Consider the following 22663-nt stretch of genomic DNA (forward strand, 5'->3'; position numbering starts at 1 on the left):
GAGCTCGACGTTCGAGCACGCCTCGCCTCCGCACACGCTGACGCCCGACGAGCGCGCGTCGCCGCGAACCGTGCCGTCTCGTGCGCGGCCTGCGCGACTCCCCCACTGCCCGCAGTAGCGGGCCACAAGCTCTCCGCGGCGCTCGTCTCGTCGGCATTCCGAGCGCCGTTCACTTGCAACGCCGAAGCATGGGCAAGCTCTCGCAGGAAGCAGCGCCATGACTCAAACCACTACGGGCGTGGTTTCATAAGCCTATTGTCGGGGCCGCGCGCCGGCCCAGCGTGGGCAGCGGCAGGACTAGCACGCGCGTCACAAGCGGAGACGCGTCACCCAGATCCAGCCAGTACACGACGGTCCCGAAGCTCTCGGCACGCGCCCAGCGCGCGACGTCAGTCCACGCGACGCGATGAAGCCCCTCCGAGCGCGAGCCGAGCTCGAAGCCATCGGGCCGGCGAATGACAACCGGACCACACGCGGCGCGAACATAGAATGCGCTGGCAACGAGCGTCGGCACGCCGACGAGCACGAGCAGCACGAGCGCGATCACCGGGACGGTGAGCGCGGACGCGAGGCTCCCGAACACGTAGCCGAAGAGTGCAATGGGGAGGAGGCCCGCGATCTTGCGCCACGGAGGGATCGGGCCGCACAACCAGTAGTTGTCGCGGAACCCATCACGCTCGAGCGCGATCCCGAGTTCGCGAGAGTCGGCCCGCCACTGCTTCGGCCGCTCCCACGAGACGGGATGCGCACAACGACAGAACGCCAGGAGCCGTTTCCAGCTCACGGACACGGCCTAGAGTGTGCCGCGGAAGTCGCCCGGCCCCGAACGGGCACGGGACCTCCGTCGAAGTCGATATGTCCGTGGGGAAACGCCCACGTCTTTCCAATGGCCCCGTGAAAGTCGATCTCACCGCCCCCCTGCCATCCCACCGAGATAGTCGGAGGACGATCGAACTGAATGTCTCCATATCCGCCCGAGCCGATCGGCCAGCTCACGTCTACGGTAAACCCCGCCTGACGAGCAGCGAACCCGACGCCGAATCCTTGCGCCACACCCTCGAAGTCACTGCGTCGCCCGGGATTGATCGACACGGCGACCCCGGCTCCAGCACCGATGGAGACTCCGTTGGAATAGCTCCCGCTGAAGTATACACCGTATTCCATGTGCCAACTGTTGTTTTCCCTGTAGATGTCGACGTACACGCCGGTGCCTCCTGCAACGCCGTGGCCGAGGGCGGCTCCGAAGGTTCCACCGACTGCCACAACGAACAGCCCCGACGGATCGGCGCGATTCACGGGATCGCTACCAGCGTACTCGTAAAGGTTCAGTCCGCCCCGGAATAGGATTGGGTCCTTCGTAGTCCAGCGACCTAGCGCGGAATCATAGTCCCTCGCTCCGAAATGCCACAGCTGTGGCGCCGGGAGGTAGATGCCGCCTGCGAATCCGAAGGGCTGTGCCCGCACGGCGCCGCCGAACGTCGGCACGCCCCAAGGATCGTAGTCGATCGACTGCACGACACTTCCAGTCGCGAGATCGACGATGCGCCGAACGCTGCCTCGCTCGTCGAGTACGATTCGATACGTGAAGTCGATGGTACCGTCGCCTCCGCGATCGATCCACATCGCATCGGGCGCGTGCGGGCGGCTTGCGTACCCGAAGTACGCGTAGTCGTCGATCCACGTGCTCCCGCTCAGCCAGTGACGGCGCCAGCCGATCGGTTCGAGCGCGTCTCGATAAAGGAACTCCTCGAACGCCCCGCTCGGCTCCTCGACCCCCACCAGACGTCCTGCCCCATCATACACGTACGTGTGGGCCGTGCTTCCGAGGGTGAATCGCCGCAGGTGACCGAAGCGGTCGTGGGCGAAGGTCCCAGTGCCCGACGCGCCGTAGGAGCGAGACGAGAGTTGCCCGATGGCATTGTAAGTACGACCTCCAACCGTAGGTTGGTCTTCTGCGTTGGGTGCGTGCGTCAGGCGATTTCCCGCGTCGTCGTACGCGTAGGTCGTCCAAGGTCCACTGCAGGTCGCACCGCAGGTCGAGCACCCCGGGATCTGACGCCAACCCTCCAGCCGACCGGCGGCGTCGTAGTCGTACTCCTCGCGCCGCGTGCCACTGGAGGTCGTCTCGAGTACAGCCTCGATCCTTCCGTTCGCGTCGCGACGGCAGACCTCGCGGCGCATCAGCGTCGTGCCCGTGGAGGCGTCCGTGTAGTCGAGTAGTGCGATCTCACCGAATGCACTGACGCTCTCGTCCGATTCGATGTCGCCCGTCACCACCGCGCGCGCGTTCGTCGAGTATGACAGCACTACGCTCGGCAGCGCGGGAGAGATCGAGACGCCGCTCGGCCACATATCGTCGTCGAGCTCGTGGGACACGACCTGCTCGGGCGACGCGTCGAACGAGACGGTTTCCGTGGCCAAGACGGATCCGGTCCAGTTCGGCGCAGACCAGTGCTCTACGACACCATTGATCAGACCGCTCCAGGTCTCCGACTGCAGGAGATCGCCGTCGTATTCGCGGTTCAGCGCCTGAGTGCCGCGGGCTACCGAGGCCAGGCGCCCGCCTGCGTCGAGCTGCACGGCAATCGCATCGTCCGGGAAGGTGCTGGTTCCTCCGACCGACGAGACGCGGCCATCGGGTTCGTAGCCGTAGTCGACCACGCGGCCGTCCCGCAACGTGATTTGATCCGGCTGGCCATCGAGCATGTAGGTCGTGCTCACGATCTGCGCGCCCGAGTAGGTCGCGGCAGGTGGCGTGTAGGTGTCTGGAAGATCGCGTCCGGTGTACGCGAACTCATGCCGCTGGGACGATGAATGGCCCGGCGTCTCGATCCACCTGAGGTTTGCCTCGGCGTCGCGCTCGATATCGACAACGTCGCTTCTGCCCGGCAGCAGCGCGGAGGTCGTCCACCCGCGATCGTCGGGCGTCAGGGTCGTCGTCTCTCCTTGCTGGGTCACGCCAACTAGCCAGCGACGCGTCGGATGATAGTCGAAATGCGTGTGACGCCGCGGCGTCGCGCTCGCGTTGCACGTCCCGCCGCTCAGCGGGGCCTGAATGACGTCTGACGGGCGGTCGGAGGTCGCGCTCGCGTAGCTGACGCAGATCGGATGCTGGCCCGGTATCGAGATCTGCGTCACGCGGCCTCTCGAATCGAGGACCGTGGTGACCCGACGGCTCGGGTCCGCGCTCTCGCTGTTTGAGACCACTGTGTACTCGTCGATGGCGTCGTCGAACGCGGTCGTCTGCGCAAACGTCCGGTCGCCGTTCGTCATGGAGTCGGTCTGAGTCCACGAGGCCGAGTTCGTGCGGGTGCGCGCGAACGTAGTCTCGCTCGCGCCGGCCTCGGGGCGCGAGATCGTCAGCCGCGCCAGTCGGCTCGCGCCCGCGAGCACCGGGTCCGGCGCGGTCGTGGTAGTGACGGTCGTTCCCGTCCAGTCCGTCGATGTCGAAGCACGCCCGTCGGAACTCCGCGTCGAATCGCGGAATGCACCGGTCGCTGTCTCGATCCGCTGGCGTCGGGGGTCTCCCGCATAGCCGAAGCGGTACGTGGTCGTGTGCTCGGCCGCGTCGTCACGCTCGACCCGCTGATGGTCCGTCATGCGCGTGTACAGCAGCTCCTGCTCGGTCGTCGGACCACCCGGGTCGTCGGGCGCGTCGCGATCGATGCGCAGACGACCGTCCGCCTGGTAGGTGAACAAGTGCTCGCGTCCCAGGGCGTCGGTGAAGCGCGTGAGCAGGCCCGTGAGCGACGCGTGATACAGGAACGGGCTGGCGCCTCCGCCGCGTACGTCGCCTGCGGGATTCGCGATCGAGGTGACGTAGCCGCTCGATGCGCCGGTCCCGAGCGTCAGCGTCGTCGCGAGCGAGCCTGGAGCGGTGATCACGATGCGGTTTGGGCTGGTGAGGTACGCGATTGAGGTGTAAGCGCCCTCGCGATCCCAGAATCCAGCGAGCCGCCCGTCGGTTCGGTAGTCGAACTCGACGAGTTCGGTGTGAGTCACCCCGTCGAGCGTACGGAGATGGCGCCCGCCCTCGGAGAACTCGTAGAGGATGCTGCCGTCCTCCGACGCGATCAGATGTGGCGCGATGAGGCTCGCATCGAGCAGCGGCCGCACGACCCTGAGCCGGCCTTGGTCCGCGTAGAACAGCCGGCCATCGGGCGACCACGCGACCGATCCGATCTCGGCGATCGTAGTACGTGTGGAAGCATATCCCGATTCGTTGGCTGTCCAGCAATCGCCGGTCGACAGCGAGCATGCCGCGTCGTTGAGCCCCGCGATCGTGTACACGCGTCCATCGCTCCGAACGCACCGCACGCGATGCCCAGTCTGAGTCGGGAGCCCGACGTCCAGGGGGCGTTGCGCGAAACACAGGTCCCCGCTGCGATCGAGGGCGAGCGCATAGATGTTGGGACTCGCCGAGATTCGAGCGCAGTTGCTGTCATTCGTGGTCGTGCACGCCGCAATGGCGCCGTCTGCGACGTCCGCGTTCGCTGCGCCGCCGCCGACGTGCACGCGAGCGAGTCCGTCAGGCGTGACGCGGACGATCGCAGGCTGGTAGCCAGATCCGCTCCCACGATTGAAGTAGACGGAACCGTCAGGACCGACAGCGACGGCGTAGACACCAGGGGCAGGAGTGCACAGCGCGCGGGTGTCGCCGGCGGTGCACGTCGCGCCCGCGAAGATCTCTAGGAGGGACTCGCTATCGTCGCGCGCACCTCCGATCACGTCCCGGGGCCCCGGGACGTAGCGCAGGACGCGGTTGTTTCCGCTCGCCGCGATGTAGATCGAGCCGTCGAGGCCGACCGCGACTCCGCGCGGATTCGAGAGCTGGACGCTCGCAGGCCCCACCGTCGGAACGTCCGCGGTGGGCAACGCGTCCGTCCCGTCACCCACGAGTTCGTCGAACGCTCCGGTTTCGACGTCGACGCGGTACACACGGTCGTTGTTGGGATCCGCGGCGTACAGCACACGCCCATCGCGCGACAACGCGAGCCCCGGCGCCGAGGAGATGGTGCCCGTTGCTGGACCGAACGCCTCGTTCGCCGTCGCAGCGCGCCTCCTGCGGTGCAGTCGACCGTTCCAGTAGAAGTACGCGGTGCCGTCGGGACCGACGGCGAGACCCTGGATGGTGCTGGGCAGCACGGGCGCGAGCGTGTCGGTGACGCCTGACGTGCTCTGGGCGGTCCGCTGGGTTCCGTTACTGTAGAAGAGCGTTCCGGTCGCGGGATCGTACGCGTGGTGCCCTTCGAGTCTCCAGCCGCCCAGCCCCGACTCGCGGTCATCCAGAACGCCGAGTGGCACGCGCGTCGTCACCCAGAACGTCGCGGAACCGGTGTCCGAGACATCGCCGGCAGTGACTGAATAAGCGCGGCCAAAACTCCGCTCGCTGCCCGCTGCAGGTCGGACATAGCCGGAGTCGTACTCGTAGCCGATCCGCAGGTACGCGAGCTGGACACCGATCATTCGCCGCCCGTAGGCATCGAGGCCGTCCCACATCGCGTACTGCTCGTTCCGCGCCTCCGTCGCGGTGAACGGACTCCCACTCGCGGGGATCCGACGTCCTGCGACCAGCAACTCGACCCGGACGCGGTCCGGATCGACGGCCAACGTAGCGTCCGTGATCGGGGTGAACCTTGCCGTGAATGCGTCGGCGCGCCCCGTCTGGTGCGTCGAAACGTAGCTCAAGTTGCCACCAGTGCCGACGAGCGGGACACGCTCTCCGAGCGCTTGATTCTCGCAGTGGATGACCGAGCCTGGGTTCTCCGTGAGGCAATCCGGAGACTTGGCACCTTCAGTATCGCTGGGACGCGGGAGCAATCCCAGTAGGCGCAGGAGATAATTGAGGTCCAGCGGGGAGAAGTGCCGGACTGGAGCTCGCCAGAATCGCTCTCCGTCTCCAAACCGATCAGGTTGTCCGCAGATCGCAGTTTCCTCATCAACGGGGAGCGACGGCGTAATCGAGCAGCCGCCAGCCCGGTTGACGGTAATAATCACGCCGTCGTCGCCCGCGAGCCACGCACCCCGAGTAGCGTCGTACGTACCAACCGGCACCTGGCCTTGTTTGAAGCTGGCGAGCTCGTCGCCGCGCACGTACGCGAAGACGCGATGGCCGGCGCTGGGCCCAACGAACTCGTACCCTTCGGGTACCGGAATGCCGCCGACCCGCACCTCGTAATCCGCGGCGAACGTGTAGCTCGTCGTGGCAGGGAGTTCGCCCGGCATGTCCGCGTCGAGCGGCGGCCGACATGCACCACTACGGCAGATGCCAGTCTCGCACTCCGCATCGTTCGTGCACGGATCGCCACTCGCAGTTCCGACCGTCATCTCGACCATGCAGATATCGAACTCGTCGTAGTCGCCCACGCCGTCGCGATCGACATCGATCTCCGTCCCGGCGGGCACGTACGCGCCGGTCCAGCGTTTCCCGCGTCCGTCGGGGTTACTGAGCTCTGCGCCGAATGCAAATCCCCCCGAGGCCCCGACACTTGCGCAGACCATCGCATCGCGAGGCGTGAGCACGATTTCGGGAACGCTGATCCAGTCGTTCCACGGGACATCGACGGTGCGCTGGACCGGGAGGTAGTCTGGGTGGCGAAACTCAATGGTCATCGGCCCGCCGCCATTGACCAGGAGTTCGAAGGTACCCGTCGCTTCCACCCCATCCTTGTTGAGTCTGGTTCTCGTCGCGCCGCGCTCCGGACGCCCTGCGATCGAAACTCGGACACCGGAGACGGGCATCGCGTCTCGACCGAGGACTCGTCCGCGGATTAGTGATGCGCGGTCGGGGTCCAGCGGATCGGTCACGCCCCACTGGAGGCCGTAGTCGGGGTCCACTAACCAGGACATCGCGGCGTACACGTGCGTTGGCGTGCCGCGGTCGAGCGCGGGCGCGGTCGGCTCCGTCGGCGCGAACTCGGGATCGCTTTCGTACTTGAGGACCAAGCGCGGCGCGAGTGCGGTGCCAGCTTCGCGCGAGCGAGGCTTGCACGCATTCCCACCCGACGGACCGCGGACCGCCCAGCCGTGCGCCGTGGACGGATCGGCGAGCAGTCGAAACACGTCGTTGGTCACGTCGAACACGAGCGGATCGCCGAGTTGCTCGAGCGTGTCCTCGGACGTTGCCGCGGTTGCGTGCGGACCCGACGCGCTTCCCCATCCGGTGCCCCACGGTGTCGTGCAACTGATGGAGCCATCGCCTGGGTTGCTCTCGACACGGCACGCCCACGTGGAGGTCGCCTCGTCGAACGGCTCGAGCATCCGGTGGACGGAGTAGGTCTGGAGTGAGCAGTTGTTCGTCGCGAGGACCAGCGAAGCTTCGCGCAGAACTCGGCCGTCGAGCAGAGCTGCGATCTCATTGGCGTCGAACCGGACGAGCCCGATCGCACTTGGGCCCACATCGAGGTTCGATGAGCTGCCTTCGTTCGCATCAGGAACCGCCGAGCGAACCGACGTGTCTGCGTAGCTCGGCCCGCCTGTCATTACGATCTCAGTCGAATCGAGAATGCTCTCCGATAGGACCGAGGCGTCACCATCCGAGCCGTGGGAGCTTCCCTCGCAGCTCACGGCGAGTGCGAGGAACCAGCAAACGACCCAGAGGCGACTCGCTGTGCGTCTCATCGAGGTTCTCCTCTCTAAATTGATGATCACTCGAACCCGACGACAGGCGTCGGCGTTTCCGCGGCCTCGGCAGTTCCACCGCCGAGCTGCCCATACTCGTTGTCGCCCCAGCAGCGGAGCCGGTTGGCGTCGATCACGACGCAGCGGCTCACGTCGCCGGTGCCAATCAGCCGCGCCGGCCCATCGAGATCGACGAGTGACATCCGCCCGGGCCAGCAGCGAAGCGCTGCGGGCGATTCGATCACACACCCGCCTGCCATCGCGACGACGGGGGCGCTCGCGATGAAGGCCTGCCGATGTTCCCAGCGGAGGAGGACGACGTCGCTGACGAGGGCGGTGGCGTCATCTTGTGTGCAACTCACCGCGCGCGCCGTTTGATCAGGAAAGATCGGCCGAGGCGCCGGGACCTCCTGGTAGTCGTCCATGTCGAAGAAGCGCGCTCTACCCCACGCCAGGGCCGTGCCGGACCCGGAGAGCGCGCACATCGTGCCTGGCCGACCGGACAGCGCTCCGATGTCGCTTAGCCCGGCGACGGGCTCCGGCGGCCGGGCAGGACCCTCTCCAAGGACGCTCGGACCCCAGCACCATACCGATCTGTCGTCGAGGATTGCGCAGACGTGAGCGTCCGCCGGCTCGACCTGTCGCGCCGTCCGCGGCAGCGGCACATGCACCGGTGTGCCGACAACAGCGGGCGCGCTCTCCTCGGGGACCCCCAACCTGCCTCCACTCGGATCGCCCCAGCACCACACCGACCCGCCGCGATCGACGCCGCAGACGTGAGAACCCGAGATCGCGACCTGCGCCATCGGCGGAAGACCGACCACTTGGGTCGGGAGCAGGCGCTCGTTCAGGTGATCGCGATGGATCACGCCGTGCTCGTTTGTGCCCCAACAGATGACCCGACCAGATTCGGTCAGGACGCAGGAGTGCGTACGATCTGCCGGTGCTAGACCGATAATGGAATCGGCTGTGCAGACAGCCGCTGCGCAGCGCTCTCGCAACGCACACGAGTTGCCGCAGGCGCCGCAGTGATGACGATCCGTCGCGAGCAGTGTTTCGCATCCGTCCGCCGCGTCTCCGTTGCAGTCCGCCGACTGTGCATCGCAGACGAGCTGACATACTCCTTCGACGCAGGTGCCCACGCCTCCTCGTCGCGCACATTCGGCGTTTGCGCTCTCGTCGATCGCGCCGTCGCAATCATCGTCTAGGCCGTTGCAGCGCTCGATGTCGCACCCCACATCGAGCGGGACGAGGGCGTCATGAGAAACGGCCGCATCGCGTTCCGGAAGCGCCGCGTCAAGCCCGCTCACCGCCGAATCGCCAATCTCTCCGTCGAAGACCGCCGCGTCGACGAACGATCCATCACCGACGTGCGAGCTATGACAAGCCCACAACAGTGAGCCGTACGCCCAAACTGGAATCCTCGCGCGCGGCACATTCGACAAAGTACCCGAAGCGCGGACGCTCGGTCAATCCCTCCGCTCACCCAGAGGCGCTGACCAGGGGCGCGAACAGTGTGGAGTGTTCGATCCCGCGTCCGGCGAACCTTGTTCGGGCCGCACAACTCGGTTGCGATAGGTATCTCGCCCGATCTCGAGATTCTCTTCTCGTGGAGCGTGGACAAGCGCGAAGGGGCTTCTGGAATCGGCCATCGTGACGTCGACTGGTGGTTACGCCCAACCAAGATGCCGTCTCCTGAACTCCACAACCTGCGGACGCTTCGTGGAGTACGGAGCGCCGCCCTCAGTTGTTCGCAACCGTGAAGCGCCGCACACGCGAACGTCGTATCGCGACCCGCCGCCGCGTGTACGAGATCGCTGTCGGCCACGCACCGTTCTTCGGGCCATAGCTGTGCTCCGTGCGCGGACCTGACCGCGCCGACGCGTTGCAAGTGCAACGGGGCGCGCGCGGCAGCTGGGTTCCCCTCGGCGCTGAGGTGGGTGCCCGATCGAGGCGTGACGACGCAAGCCGGTGCCCGCCGCCGCTACGATCATTGCATCCGCGCAGCGGTCGTCGAAGGGCGCGAGCCGCTCCTCGTCCGCCACCTCGACATCCCCGCGTCGACACGGCGGTCGTGGATCCGTCGAGGCGCGCCGCCGGTGATCGCGATCGCTCCCGCGGCGCTCGACGCAAGCAGTCTCGCGACCAGGGTCGCGCATCTCGAGCACCAGATCGCTCGACTGCGCGCGATTCTCCGCCTGCTGTTCGCGCTCATGAATGTGATGGGTGCGCAGCTCGACACAAGGCGTCTGCCGCAAGGAGAGGCGAAGGCGAGGTTGCTTGCCGCCGTGACTCGTGCGGAGAACGTGCGGGGCAGGCGGGTCGCTCTGCGCTCGTGGGCCTGAGCGAGGATCGCTTTCGTGCGTGGAAACGCCGTGAACTGCTCTGTCGTCTCGACGATGCTCCTCCGTGCCCGCGCACGTCGCCAGCGCGGCTGACACGCGAGGAGCGCGGCGCCATCCACGACCTCGTCGAGGATGAGAGCTACCGCCATTTCTCGATCCGCTCTCTCGCCCTTCTTGCTCAGCGTACCGCGCGGGTGTTCGCGAGCTACGGCACATGGTGCGCTTATCCGGCGCTACGGCTGGGCGCGACCACGCCAGCGCGTCTATCCCCCCAACAGCGAAGATCGGAGTCCGCGCGAGTGCACCGAGCGAGTGGTGGCATGTCGATGTTACGATCGTTCGCCTGCTCGACGGCACGCGCGCGTACGTGCACGCAGTCCCCGACAACTACTCCCGCAAGGTGCTTGCCTGGGCTGTCGAGCCCGAGCTCCGCGCGGCCACGACGCGTGCCATTCTCGCGATGGCGCGGGAGCGCGTCGCGACCGGCCTCAGAGTTCGCGTCATGACTGACGGCGGATCGGAGAACGTGATCATCGGCACCGACTCCGACCTCTCCGCGGTGGCCGAACATGTCGTCGCGCAGGTCGGGATCCATTTCTCCAACTCGATGATAGAAGCGTTCTGGCGAGTACTCCGGCACCAGTGGCTCTACCTGCACTCGCTCGATTCCATCGGCACACTCCGCCGTCTCGTCTCCGAGTACATCCATGAGCACAACGCGGTCATTCCCCACATCGAGCTCGGTGGCCGAACGCCAGACGAGGCGTATGCAGGGCGCGAGCTCGACGTTCGAGCACGCCTCGCCTCCGCACACGCTGACGCCCGACGAGCGCGCGTCGCCGCGAACCGTGCCGTCTCGTGCGCGGCCTGCGCGACTCCCCCACCTGCCCGCAGTAGCGGGCCATAAGCTCTCCGCGGCGCTCGTCTCGTCGGCATTCCGAGCGCCGTTCACTTGCAACGCCGGAGCATGGGCAAGCTCTCGCACGAAGCAGGGCTCGTTACGACCGGGTCGCCCTTCGTGGCGCCTCAGTCCGCGCGGAACGCATCGAGATGATCGGCACCGAGCCGATCGAGTCGCCCCGAGGTCCGACGTGGCTCTCGGACCAGTTCGGGTTGATGGTCGACGCCAGCGTCATCCCGGAGTCCGTGGCGGAGCGCTGACGCTAGATGGTCGGCCCACGCTTCCAGTGTTTGAGCTGCAGCGCGCGGAGACGATGGCGGATCCACTCGTCGAGCTGCGCGAGAGCCCTCGGGGTCTGCGCGACGTGGAAGTAGCCCTTCCAGCCGTTCAGATACTCCCGTAGCCGCTCGCACGTCTGCGCGAGACTGCGACCGACGACTCGTCGGGTCAGCTCGCGGACGCGATCCTTCATACGCTCGAGGGCTTGCGGTGCGACGCGCCGCTTCACTTCGCGTCCTGGTGCGATCCAGAACGAGAAGCCGAGGAACTTGCGTTCCGTGGCGCGTCCCACCGCGCTCTTGGTCTCGTTGACGCGAAGTCGGAGTCGCGCGTAGAGGCGACGCATCGCCCGCATCACACGCTCGCCCGCCCGCTTCGATCTCACGTAGACGTTGAGATCATCCGCATAGCGCACGAACGCGTGGCCGAGCTCGCGCTCGCCTCCGCCGGGCTTGGGAATCACGACGCGCTTCACGCGCTGCGGCTGGTAGCGACCCGCGAGCAGAGCTTCGCGGATCGCCGGCCAGTGCACGCGCAGATGCGCTTCGAGCTCCTCGACCGTCATCCCGTCGATGCCGGGACTGCCCTTGTTCTGCCGAACTCGCTTCAGCGCGGCCTTCAGGTTCTGGCGTTCGCACACCAGCTCCATCAGACCGCTCGCTCCTGGGCGCGCGTTTCCGTTCGTCGCCGACGACGCTTCCGCGCTCCGATGTACTTCCGAGGCTTCACCTCGGCCCTCCAGCGGGAGCACCTGCTGCCTGGTCTTCTGCGGCTCTGCGTCGTCGAGACCCACGGGCGTCTCGCCCTCCTCACCGTTCGGTCCTTCGTCGGCGTCGCCGTCGACCACTACGACCTCTGTTGACTTCTCGCTCCGCGCCTGGCGGGGCGTCGCCCTTTCAGGCGTGAGGCGAGATCTCCTCAGGTAAGAACGCTGACCTTCACTGCACGGCCGCCACGTCTACGCCGCCTCGCCTTTGGTCACGAGAGCTTCGCGGTGCTCTGCCCGCTCGCCCTGCTCGGCGCCGCCTCGCACGCGGTTCTTGTCCATCGGCCCGCAGCTTCGTTTCCCGCTTCCTTCACACCGGCCTCGCGGTCCGACGCTCTGCGGTTCCCTTCGATCGCTGTGACCAACTCTCGGGAGGACTTGCACCTCCAAGTCAGCGCCCATGCTGGGCGCACAAAGGCGAAAGCCCCGCGATTTCTCGCGGGGCTTTCTGTTTACCGACCAGTTTGACTGGCCAGTTCAGCTCGACGAGCTGGACTCGAACCAGCAACGGACCGGTTGGCGCGCCCTGCGGCGAACGCGGTTCTCCCGCTCAGCTTGGCGTGCGATGACCCGGCGGGATCAAGCGGCGTTTCTCCGGGGCCACAACATCGCCCAAACGGATTCGCGCGCGCGTGGATGCCGGACCGTTCACCTCTCATCACGCGCTCCCCGTCGCGGCTAGTGTCTCGACCGTGACGTAACGAGCCCGGCGTATCGGAAGACGCGCCGGGCGTCGGCGACGCGAAACGTCCAGTTGATGCCGCGACGCTTACGATCTGCGCGGCGATTCCACGCGCTGACTTCGTGCCGCAGAGTCGCGAGATCGCCGATACGGCGTCGGCCGAGGCACTCGCGGACGACGAGGCTCACCTCCATCTCGGCGGCGTTGAGCCAGCTCGCGTGCTTCGGCGTGAAGTGCACCGTGAAGCGCCGCAATAGCGCACGGCCCTGCTGAGGCCCCAGCGCATCGATCAGGCACTTCTCCGAGTGCGTGCTCAGGTTGTCGACGACCAGATGAATCGTGCGAGCGCGTTTGTAGCGGCGCGCGATCCGCTTCAGCGCTTTCGCGAACGATGGGCCGGCGCGATCGCGCGTGGCGTGCGTCAGCCGTCGCCCGGTCAGAGCTTCGATGATGCAGAAGATGTGCGCTGTTCCCCGCCGCACGTACTCGTAGTCGACGCGCGCGATCTTGCCCGGCGACATGGCCGTCCCGTCTCGCGCCGCATCGCGCAGCGGCACAGGGCGCTCGTCCAGGCACACGACGGGCTCTCGTTCGTCGTGCTTGCGTGCGTACAGCTCGAGCACGTCCTCCATCCGATCGATGAACTCGTCATCGACGGCGGGGACGCACCACATTTTTTTCCCGCCACGGCTTGAGGCCGTGGCTCGCGAGCGTGACCCGGACCGTCTCGCGACCGATCTCGTCGACGACACCTCGCTTCACGACTTGTTCGGCGATGAGCCGCACGGTCCATCGCGCGTGCCCTTCGGGCGGTGGGCCGCAGACCATCGCGACGATCGCGGCCTCCTGCGCGCTGTCGAGCTTCCGCTCCGGGTACGGACGCGGGTCATCAGACAACGCCGCGTCCAGACCTCGCTCCGCATAGCGCTTGGCGACACGCGAAACCTCTCGCGGGTAACCCCCGACTGCGATCGCCGTGGCTCGGACCGACATGCCCTCGTCGAGGAGAAGCAGCGTGCGGATCCGACGCCACTGGCGGGCCGTGAGTCGCTCCCGATGGCTACCGCGCCCCCTCGCGCGAAGGAGCTCGCGGTCTGCCTCGGACAGCTCCAGCCCTGTGAACCTCGCAGTCGGCTTCACAGACCGCTGTAGATCAGACTCCCGATCGCGGCGCAAGGGCCGACGTGATCACCGCGTCGCGGTCGGGACACTAGTATCGAAGGCAGATACGCGCGGGCTGTGGGCGGGACGCGCCTGCGTTGAAGCCACCGCCAGTGGGCGAACGGAGCACCGCTTCAGGGCGTCCGTTGTCCACGGTTGCCCAGCGAGCCGTGCCGTTCCGCTTCGTTCAGGGTCGATCAGGCCTGTCGTCGAAGGTGCGTAAGTTCTTGTCATCCCGACGGAAACACGCGTCGGCACTCGGGTTTCGAGAAACCGGGTCGGGCGATTTCAAAACCGCTGCCTTCGACCACTCGGCCACTCCTCCGAAGGCGCGGAACCATTGCACGACCGGGTGGGGGGCGGCCAGCGCCCGCTCCCCATGCCGGACGCGCCCCGTATCGGTCCGGGGCGTTCACACCGCGTAATGCATCGAGGTCGCCGGCGTCCTCCTTGGCGAGGCGGAACAGCCGCCGGAGGACGACATGGACACGAGCACTTCCAGCACCGGGACGGCGAAGCCGCGCCCCCACATCGACAGCGCGAGGTCGCAGACCGCCGATCTTCCGATTCGCGGGATGACCTGCGCCGCGTGCGTGCGCCGCGTCGAGCGCGCCCTCACACGGGTCGACGGCGTGACGAGCGCGACCGTGAGCTTCGCGACGGAGCGCGCCACCGTGACCTTCGATCCGGCTCGCACCAACGAGACCTCGCTCGCACGCGCGGTCGCCGACGCCGGCTACGAGGTGATCCGCCCTGCAGCGCCGAGCGACGACGCCGTCGTGCAGCTGGAGATCGTCGGGATGACGTGCGCGGCATGCGTGCGCCGCGTCGAGAACGCGCTGAAGAAGGTCGAGGGCGTCAGAGACGCCAGCGTGAACCTGCCATTCCACCGCGCGACCGTGACGATCGATCCCGATGTCACCACGCCCGACGCGCTGGTGCAGGCCGTGTCGCGCGCGGGCTACGGCGTCGCCAGCCCGCCGACGTCCGAGACGCCGAGCGCCACGCGCGCCGAGCAGCGCGAGAAGGTCGACGAAGAGGAGCGTCGTGCGCTCGTGCGCGACCTCGTGATCGCAGCGGTGATCACGCTCCCGCTGCTCGTGCTCGGCATGTCGCACGGCGCGATCCCCGGTGCGGACGGGCCCATCGGACGTGCGATCCAGCTCGCGCTCGCGAGCATCGTCGTGCTCGGCCCGGGACGACGGTTCTTCCGGCTCGCGTGGATCGCGGCCAAGCACCGCACGAGCGACATGAACACCCTCGTCGCGCTGGGGACCGGCGCGGCGTTCGTGTACTCGGCCATCGCGGTGATCGCGCCGCAGCTCTTCCCGCACGCCGAGCACGGGATGATCCCGCACGTCTACTTCGAGGCGGCGGGCGCGATCATCACGTTCGTGCTGCTCGGCAAGGTGCTCGAGAGCCGCGCGAAGAAGCGCCTCGCGGACGCGGTGCGCGGGCTCGTCGCGCTGCAGCCCAAGACGGCGCGTCGGGTGATGGGTGATCGGGAAGAGGACGTCGCGGTCGAACGACTGGGCCGTGGCGATCTCGTGCTGGTGCGTCCCGGCGAGCGCATCCCGACCGACGGAGAGGTCGTGCGCGGGACCTCGGCGGTCGACGAGTCGATGCTCACCGGCGAGAGCATGCCGGTCGACAAGACGGTCGGCGCGCGCGTGTTCGGCGGCACGATGAACCAGAGCGGTTCGCTGACGTTCCGCGTCGGTCGAACCGGCAAGGACACCGCGCTCGCGCGCATCGTCGAGGCGGTCGAGCAGGCGCAAGGCAGCAAGGCGCCGATCGCGCGGCTCGCCGACGTGATCAGCAGCTGGTTCGTTCCCGTCGTGCTCGTCATCGCGACGATCACCTTCATCGCGTGGGCGCTGATCGATCCGACGCAGGACGGAATCGCCACCGCGATCGAGCGCTTCGTCGCAGTGCTCGTCATCGCGTGCCCGTGCGCGCTCGGTCTCGCCACGCCCGCGGCCGTCGCGGTCGGCACCGGACGAGGCGCGGAGCTCGGTGTTCTCGTGAAGGGCGGCGCTGCGCTCGAGTCGGCGAGCCGCATCGACACCGTGCTGCTCGACAAGACGGGAACGCTGACCGCGGGCAAGCCCGAGCTCACCGACGTGATCGCGATCGACGGAGACGAGCGCGCGCTGCTCTCGCTCGTCGCGTCGGTCGAGAAGGAGAGCGAGCACCCGATCGCGCGCGCCATCGTCGACGGCGCGCTCGCGCGCGGCGCGCTCACGATCACCGCCGACGGATTCGCGAGCATGGCCGGCTACGGCATCGAGGCGCGCGTGGGGGGTCGCGCCGTGCGGGTCGGTACGAGCGCGTGGCTCGCGCAGGCGGGCATCGACACCGAGTCGCTCGAGCGCGCCGCCGACGATCTCGCGGCGCGTGGTCGCACTCCGTCGTTCGTCGCAGTCGACGGCATGCTCGCGGGGATGATCGCGGTCGCCGACCGCGCGACCGACGAAGCCAGGATCACCGTCGCCGTGCTGAAGCGGCTCGGCATCGACGTCGCGATGGTGACCGGCGATCGCGAGCGCACGGCGCGCGCCGTCGCGGCGGACCTCGGGATCGAGCGTGTGATCGCGGAGGTGAGGCCCGAGGACAAGGCGTCGGTCGTCGCGTCCGAGCGTGCACGCGGACGCGTGGTCGCGATGGTGGGTGACGGAGTGAACGACGCGCCTGCGCTCGCCGGCGCCGACGTGGGCGTCGCGATCGGGAGCGGCACCGACATCGCGATCGCGGCCGCGGACGTCGCGCTGCTGCAGGGCGGCATCGCGAAGCTGCCGACCGCGCTGCGGCTCTCGCGGCAGACGCTCCGCAACATCCGGCAGAACCTGTTCTGGGCGTTCATCTACAACCTGATCGGCATCCCGATCGCGGCGGGCCTGCTCTATCCGTTCACCGGATGGCTGCTCTCGCCGGTCCTCGCGAGCGCTGCGATGTCGCTCTCGAGCGTGTCGGTGCTGCTGAACGCGCTGCGCCTGCGCTCGTTCGACGCGTCGTCGCGCGCGTGACGTCGCGCGGGGATGGACGCGCCGCCGGCGCGCGAGATCGAGAACGCCGTGGGCTACACGCGCGGATGTCGGGGGAGCGTCACGACGAACGCGGTCCCGCGCTCCACGTCGCTCTCGACGCGCACCGAGCCGCCGTGCGCTCGCACCGCCTGATCGACGATGAAGAGGCCGAGCCCGAGCCCGCCTCCGTCGGCACGCGGCCCACGGGTGAACGGATCGAAGATCCGCTCGATCTGCTCCGGCGCGAGTGGGGCTCCCGCGTTGGCGTTGCGTACCTCGAGCGTGATCTCGCTCGGCGTCCCGCGGACGTGCACGCTCACCGGAGCGTCGACGCGACCGTGCGCGAGCGCGTTGCTGATCAGGTTGCTGGCCACCTGCGCGATCCGGACTGCGTCCCACTCACCCGCGGGATCGCCTTCGAGAGCGCAATCGATTCTCCGGCTCGGATGCGCCGCGACCGCTTCCTCCACGACGTGACGGCAGATCTCGTGGAAGTCGGCGGCGCGGAGCTGGAGCTCGATGCCGGCGCCGGAGCGCACCCGCGTGAAGTCGAGCAGGACGTCGACGAGCCCCGCGATACGCCGCGCCCCGTTCGCGATGCGCTCGACGTTCTTCGCCGCCGGAGGATCGAGCCCTCGAGCCGCGAGCAGCGCTGCGGAGGTCATGATGATCGCGTTGAGCGGATTCCGGAGATCGTGCGCGAGCACGCCGACGAACAGCTCGCGTATCTGGACCTCGCGCGTCAGCGCGTCTCGCGCCTCCACTTGCTCGGTGACGTCGGTCGAGACCCCACCGGTCGCGTAGATCTCTCCGTCTTCGTCGCGCAGCGGGAACTTCACCGACAGATACGTTCGGAGCCCGCCATCGACGGGCACCATCTCCTCCACGGTGATCGCGGTGCCGCGTGCGAGGACCTCGAGATCGTTCTCCCGGAACTTCGTGGCTTGATCCGACGGGAACATCTCCGCGTCGGTCTTGCCCAGCATCTGGGCACGCGTGAGGCCGAAGAGCGTCTCGATCGCGCGATTGACCAGCAGGAATCGGCCCTCGCGATCCTTGATGTAGATGAACGCGCTCGTGTTGTCGGCGATCTCCTCGAGGCGCGCCTCCGCCTCGCGTCTCGCGCGCTCGGCACGCACGCGCGCGCTGATGTCGCGCACGATCGCGGCGTAGTACGGAGCGCCGCCGATCTCCGTCGGAGCGAACGTGACTTCGACCGGGAACACCTCGCCGCCGGCGCGGCGAGCTCCGAGCGTGCAGAACATCCCGCCTTCCGACACCAGACCGGGCAACGGACGAGACGCGCTGCATTCCTGGGAGATGCTCGGAAAACGTGCGTCGGGCAGGAACACCTCGATCGACCGGCCCACTGCGTCCGCCGCAGTGCATCCGAACGCGCGCTCCGCGGCGCGATTGAAGAGCGCGACTCGACCGCTCGAATCCGTCGCGATGATCGCGTCGACGGCCGACTCGAGAATCGCCGACAGTCGCTCACGCTGCATTGCTGCGGCCTCGGCCTCGACCTGCGCAGTCGCGTCGCGCGTGATCTTCGAGAATCCGCGCAGCACGCCCGAGTCGTCGAAGAGCGCAGTGAGCGTGACGTCCGCCCAGAACTCGGAGCCGTCCTTGCGCAGACGGCGGTGTCGCCCTTTGTGCTCGCCCTTCACCCTGGCTTCTGCGAGCAGGCGCGAAGGCTCACCGGACGCGCGGTCTTCGGGGAGGAAGAACACGTCGTAGGGCTGGCCGAGGATCTCCGACTCGTCGTAGCCCTTGATGCGCTTGGCCCCCGAGTTCCAGCTCGCGACGCGACCGTGCGCATCGAGCAGGAAGATCGCGTACTCGCGCGCGCCCTCGACGAGCAGCTGATAGCGCTCCTCGGCCGCGCGGAGACGAGCGTGCGCGACGTGCGCGAACTCCGCGGCCGACGCCGCGATCGCCTCGTCGAGCACGGTGTGGAGCAGCTCGGAGCTCAGTCCCTCCGAGGCGAGGACCGCGGCCACGACCGATCGCAGCTGCGACATCTCGCGCACGAGCTGCTCGATGTCGAAGCCCAGCCGAATGCCGGTCAGCGCGTATTTGCGCGCGATGTCGGTCCACGCGCGCGCGCCGATGCGCTCGACCGGCGAGCCGCCGCGGAGCAGCTGCGTCAGTCGATCGATGTACCCGTCCGCGTGATCGACGAGCTCGGCCGCGTCCACGTCGCGCCCGCTCAGGTCCGCTCGCACGCGCTCCAGCCACGCCCGTCGGATCTCGTCGCGGCGGCGCTCGATCGCGTGCGCGAGCGTCTCTCGGCCTGCGTTGTCGCTGATGACCTGGACCAGCACGCTCACCTGAGCTCGACACGATGGCTCCGACGCACGTCGGTCGCGTCGATGTGGTGCAAGGGGCACGCCCATCCTCGAAGCGCTCGCGCGCTTCGAGGCCGACCGGGGGGACTGCGCCACACTCTCGGTCGGTGTGGCGCGCGCGCCGCACGAGGTCGGCGTCACGAGCCAACGACCCCGTCGTGCACGTCGTGCTCGCGATCGCGAAACGAGGACTTCGTGATGGGGTGACCGCGCGCCTATGTCGTGCGATCCACGGGGCACGCGCGCCGACACGCGCGGCCGATCACGGAGCCCGGAGATGAGCCCGAGCGCGATGCGTGCCCGTTTCACCAAGGGATCCCGACCCGCGGCGTGGCTCGTCGTGACGTTCGCGGTCACGTCGTGCGGCGGTCCATCGGTCCCTCGCGAGCCCGCCCCGACATCGGTGCTCTCACCGCGCGCCGAGAGCGCGCCGCTCCCTCCGATCGGCGCGAGCTTCGAGGACGACGAAGACCTTTCGACGCTCGATCACGACGAGCACGAAGGTCACGCGGGCGGCGAAGAAGAGCCACCGGTGACGGAAGCGCACGACGCGGGCGCTCCCGACGGCGGCACACACCACCACGGAAGCCACGGCCATGCGCACTGAGCGCACGACGCGCATCCCCGTCGTGCTCGCGCTCGCGCTCGCCGTGGGCTGCGTCAGCCATTCGCGCCGCGAGGACGTCGACGCCGTGCGCGCGGTGCTCGCGACGCGCACCGAGCTCGACCTCGTCGACCGCGATCCCGACACCTGGCAGCAAGAGGAGCCGCACGTGCGAGAGCTCCTCGCGCAGCCCCTCGACGCCGAGCGCGCGGTGCGCATCGCGCTCGCGAACAATCGCGACCTGCGCGCCGCGATGTACGAGCTCGGGATCGCGCGTGGCGCGCTCGTACAAGCGGGGCTCCTGCCGAACCCGACGCTCGAGGCCGAGGTTCGGTTCCCCGAGGATCAGGTCGAGCCACCGCAGTACGACGTCGGGATCGCGATCGACATCACCGCGCTCATCCTCGCGCCGATCCGCGCCGAGGCCGCCGCTGCGCGCATCGACGTCGTCCGGTACCGCACCGCGGGCGCGGTGCTCGATCTGGCGTACCGCGTGCGGCTCGCGTTCTTTCGCTACCAGGCGAGCGTGCAGCACCTCGAGCTCATGCAGACCGCGCAGGAGTCGTACGCCGCGAGCGTCACCGCGGCGCGCGCGCTGCACGAGGCCGGGAACGTGCGGGATCTCGACGTGTCGATCGAAGAGGCCGCGCTCGAGCAGGCGCGCATCGACACCGCGCGCGCAGAGCTCGAGCTCTACGACGACCGCGAGCGCCTCAACGTGCTGATGGGTCTCTACGGGCACGAGGTGAGCTGGGAGATCGCCGGCCGTCTGGCGGACCCGCCCTCCGAGCCGCTGGTGCTCGACGAGCTCGAGCCGCGCGCGATCGAGACGAGCCTGGAGCTCGCGTGGACACGTGCCGAGCTCGAGGCCATCGGGCGCAGCCTCGGGCTCGCCCGAGCGGAAGGCCTCGTGCCCGACATCGCGGTCGGCTTCCACGCGGAGTACGACGAGGAGCGGTGGGAGTACGGGCCCGAGATGGCGATCACGTTCCCGTTCTTCTCGCAGGGCCAGGGCACGGTTCTCTCGCGCGAGGCCGAGCTCGAGTCACTGCGCGAGCGCTACGTCGCGCTCGCGGTGGCGGTGCGCGCATCGGTGCGCGCCGCGCGCAACCGGGCGCTCACGACCGAGCTGCTCGCGCATCGTTATCGCGAGGTGCTCATTCCGGCGCGCACCCGTGTGTTCGAGCAGACGCTGCGCCAGTACAACGCGATGCAGATCGACGTCTTCCGACTGCTGCAAGCGAAGCGCGAGCAGATCGACGCAGCACGCGGATACATCGAGGCGCTGCGGGAGTACTGGCAAGCGCGCGCGACGCTCGATCAGGTGCTCGCGGGACGCGTCGCGGGGACGATCGGGCCCGACGTGGAGATCGAGATCGGCGCGCGGACGCGCGAATCGGGTGGGCCCACGGCGAGCAGCCCGCACTGAGGAAGGACGAGCGATGGTGAACCGACGAGACTTCCTCGTGACCGGCGCGCTCGCGGGCGCCGCGCTCGTCGCCGAGCGCGCGCAGGCGCAGCACGCCGGACATGGCGCGCAGCCGGGCGACGCGGCAGCGCCGCGCGAGCGTGCGCCCGACGCGACGCGCATCGAGCAGAGCGACCGCTCGTGGGTGCCCGCGCAGCGCCCCGATCGCACCCCGGTCGTGCCCGGCGGGCCGATCCCTGCGCACATGCCGAACGTCGGGAAGCTCCCGTGGCGCATCGTGGGCGGCGTGAAGGTCGGGCACCTCGTCGTCGAGCCCTTCGATCACGAATTCGCGCCGGGTCTGCGCGCGCGATGCTGGGGCTACAACCGCAGCACGCCCGGTCCGCTGATCGAAGGCGTGGTGGGCGATCGCGTGCGCGTCTTCGTGACCAATCGTCTGCCCGAGCCGACGACGATCCACTGGCACGGGCTCGTGCTCCCGAACGGCATGGACGGAGTCTCGGGGCTCAACCAGCGCCCGATCCCGCCGGGCGAGACGTACAAGTACGAGCTCCCACTGCGTGATGCGGGCACGTTCATGTACCACTCGCATCACGACGAGATGACGCAGATCGCGCTCGGCTGCGTCGGCATGTTCGTCGTGCATCCGCGGCGTCCGATCGGTCCGCGCGTCGACAACGACTTCGTGCTGATGACGCACGAGTGGCGCATCGACCCGGGCACCGGGCGCCCCGATCCCAACGAGATGCTCGACTTCAACGTCTTCACGTTCAACGGCAAGGCGTTCCCGTCCACCGAGCCGATGCTCGTGGGGGTCGGCGAGCGGACGCGGATCCGCATCGGAAATCTCTCACCGATGACGAGCCATCCGATCCACCTGCACGGCCATCACTTCCGCATCACGGGGACGGACGGCGGATTCATCCCCGAGGGCGCGCAGTGGCCGGAGACCACGACGATCGTGCCGGTCGGCGCGGTGCGCGTGATCGAGTTCGTCAGCACCGAGCCGGGCGACTGGGCCATCCACTGTCACATGACCCATCACGTCATGATGCAGATGGGCCACGACATCTCGAACATGGTCGGCGTGGACGCGGGCGAGGTCGATCCCCGCGTTCGTCGCGTGATCCCCGAGTACATGTCGATGGGCACGACCGGCATGGGCGAGATGGGCACGATGGACATGCCGCTGCCGCCGAACAGCATCCCGATGCGCGGCGGCCCGGGGCCGTTCTCGTACATCGACATGGGCGGCATGATGACCATCGTGAAGGTCCGCGAGAACGCGCGGACGGCGGACCCGGCCGCTTGGTACCAGCACCCGCGAGGCGCGGTCTCGGAGCGCGCGACGGCCGCCGAGCTGCGCGACAACGGCATCGATCCCGACCGCGACACCCGCCGCACCGATTGAAGTGTCCGCGGCGTTTCCATCGGCGAACGCGGCGAGTAGACGGCGCGCGACCCGCTGATGCTCGACCGTCACCACCGTCGCCAAAACGCCG

14 protein-coding genes are annotated in these 22663 nt (G+C 68.2%); 6 read left to right on the forward strand and 8 right to left on the reverse strand.

Translation table 11 applies throughout. From position 1 onward, the window contains the following. Positions 1 to 244: 244 nt before the first annotated feature. Genes I5071_RS27855 through I5071_RS27865 form a run of 3 tightly spaced genes read right to left on the reverse strand, consistent with a single transcriptional unit; the run spans position 245 to position 8930 of the window. The gene (locus I5071_RS27855; RefSeq protein ID WP_236515948.1) at positions 245 to 784 is read right to left on the reverse strand and encodes a hypothetical protein; all 540 of its coding nucleotides are present in this window, start codon (positions 782 to 784) and stop codon (positions 245 to 247) included. After that, positions 781 to 7620 carry an RHS repeat-associated core domain-containing protein gene (locus I5071_RS27860; protein WP_236515951.1) on the reverse strand — a complete coding sequence of 2280 codons (6840 nt, stop codon included), beginning with the start codon at positions 7618 to 7620 and terminating at the stop codon, positions 781 to 783. Before I5071_RS27860 ends, I5071_RS27855 begins: the two co-directional genes overlap by 4 nt. Before the next feature lie 26 nt (positions 7621 to 7646). Further along, positions 7647 to 8930, reverse strand: a complete 1284-nt coding sequence (locus I5071_RS27865) for a hypothetical protein (RefSeq protein ID WP_236515953.1) — start codon at positions 8928 to 8930, stop codon at positions 7647 to 7649. 645 nt (positions 8931 to 9575) lie between these two features. On the opposite strand from I5071_RS27865, the gene I5071_RS27870 reads away from it, so the two are divergent. Both I5071_RS27870 and I5071_RS27875 read left to right on the forward strand, forming a co-directional pair. Beyond that, the gene (locus tag I5071_RS27870) at positions 9576 to 9965 is read left to right on the forward strand and encodes a hypothetical protein (protein ID WP_236515954.1); all 390 of its coding nucleotides are present in this window, start codon (positions 9576 to 9578) and stop codon (positions 9963 to 9965) included. A 214-nt stretch (positions 9966 to 10179) separates the two neighbouring features. After that, positions 10180 to 10872: a DDE-type integrase/transposase/recombinase gene (locus I5071_RS27875; protein ID WP_236515955.1), complete on the forward strand. Its 693-nt coding sequence runs from the start codon at positions 10180 to 10182 to the stop codon at positions 10870 to 10872. Between the two features lie 256 nt (positions 10873 to 11128). Here I5071_RS27875 and I5071_RS27880 read toward each other — a convergent pair whose 3' ends face one another. The 4 genes from I5071_RS27880 to I5071_RS27895 all read right to left on the reverse strand — a co-directional run bounded on the left by I5071_RS27880 (position 11129) and on the right by I5071_RS27895 (position 14427). Further along, positions 11129 to 11938, reverse strand: a complete 810-nt coding sequence (locus tag I5071_RS27880; RefSeq protein ID WP_236515956.1) for a group II intron maturase-specific domain-containing protein — start codon at positions 11936 to 11938, stop codon at positions 11129 to 11131. A 651-nt stretch (positions 11939 to 12589) separates the two neighbouring features. Then, positions 12590 to 13225: an IS630 family transposase gene (locus tag I5071_RS27885; RefSeq protein ID WP_236515957.1), complete on the reverse strand. Its 636-nt coding sequence runs from the start codon at positions 13223 to 13225 to the stop codon at positions 12590 to 12592. Positions 13226 to 13241: 16 nt separating this feature from the next. Further along, a complete protein-coding gene (locus I5071_RS27890) occupies positions 13242 to 13733 on the reverse strand; it encodes a helix-turn-helix domain-containing protein (RefSeq protein WP_268921152.1) in 492 nt (163 codons plus the stop codon). A gap of 433 nt (positions 13734 to 14166) precedes the next feature. Beyond that, the gene (locus tag I5071_RS27895; RefSeq protein WP_236607747.1) at positions 14167 to 14427 is read right to left on the reverse strand and encodes a hypothetical protein; all 261 of its coding nucleotides are present in this window, start codon (positions 14425 to 14427) and stop codon (positions 14167 to 14169) included. Between I5071_RS27895 and I5071_RS27900 the strand changes: the two genes are divergently transcribed. After that, positions 14330 to 16780 carry a heavy metal translocating P-type ATPase gene (locus I5071_RS27900; RefSeq protein WP_329611080.1) on the forward strand — a complete coding sequence of 817 codons (2451 nt, stop codon included), beginning with the start codon at positions 14330 to 14332 and terminating at the stop codon, positions 16778 to 16780. The two genes, I5071_RS27895 and I5071_RS27900, sit on opposite strands and share 98 nt — an antisense overlap. Before the next feature lie 53 nt (positions 16781 to 16833). Here the strand turns inward: I5071_RS27900 and I5071_RS27905 are convergent, their stop codons facing one another. Then, the gene (locus I5071_RS27905) at positions 16834 to 19437 is read right to left on the reverse strand and encodes a PAS domain S-box protein (RefSeq protein WP_236515961.1); all 2604 of its coding nucleotides are present in this window, start codon (positions 19435 to 19437) and stop codon (positions 16834 to 16836) included. On the opposite strand from I5071_RS27905, the gene I5071_RS27910 reads away from it, so the two are divergent. The 3 genes from I5071_RS27910 to I5071_RS27920 are packed head-to-tail and all read left to right on the forward strand — an operon-like array spanning position 19421 to position 22572. After that, the gene (locus I5071_RS27910; protein WP_236515962.1) at positions 19421 to 19735 is read left to right on the forward strand and encodes a hypothetical protein; all 315 of its coding nucleotides are present in this window, start codon (positions 19421 to 19423) and stop codon (positions 19733 to 19735) included. The two genes, I5071_RS27905 and I5071_RS27910, sit on opposite strands and share 17 nt — an antisense overlap. Beyond that, the gene (locus I5071_RS27915) at positions 19725 to 21161 is read left to right on the forward strand and encodes a TolC family protein (RefSeq protein ID WP_236515964.1); all 1437 of its coding nucleotides are present in this window, start codon (positions 19725 to 19727) and stop codon (positions 21159 to 21161) included. The genes I5071_RS27910 and I5071_RS27915 overlap by 11 nt, the downstream gene beginning before the upstream one ends. 16 nt (positions 21162 to 21177) lie before the next feature. Next, complete coding sequence (locus I5071_RS27920) at positions 21178 to 22572, forward strand: copper oxidase (protein WP_236607686.1); 1395 nt, start codon at positions 21178 to 21180, stop codon at positions 22570 to 22572. Positions 22573 to 22663: the final 91 nt, after the last annotated feature.

It is taken from the genome of Sandaracinus amylolyticus, assembly GCF_021631985.1.
Lineage (GTDB): Bacteria > Myxococcota_A > Polyangia > Polyangiales > Sandaracinaceae > Sandaracinus > Sandaracinus amylolyticus_A.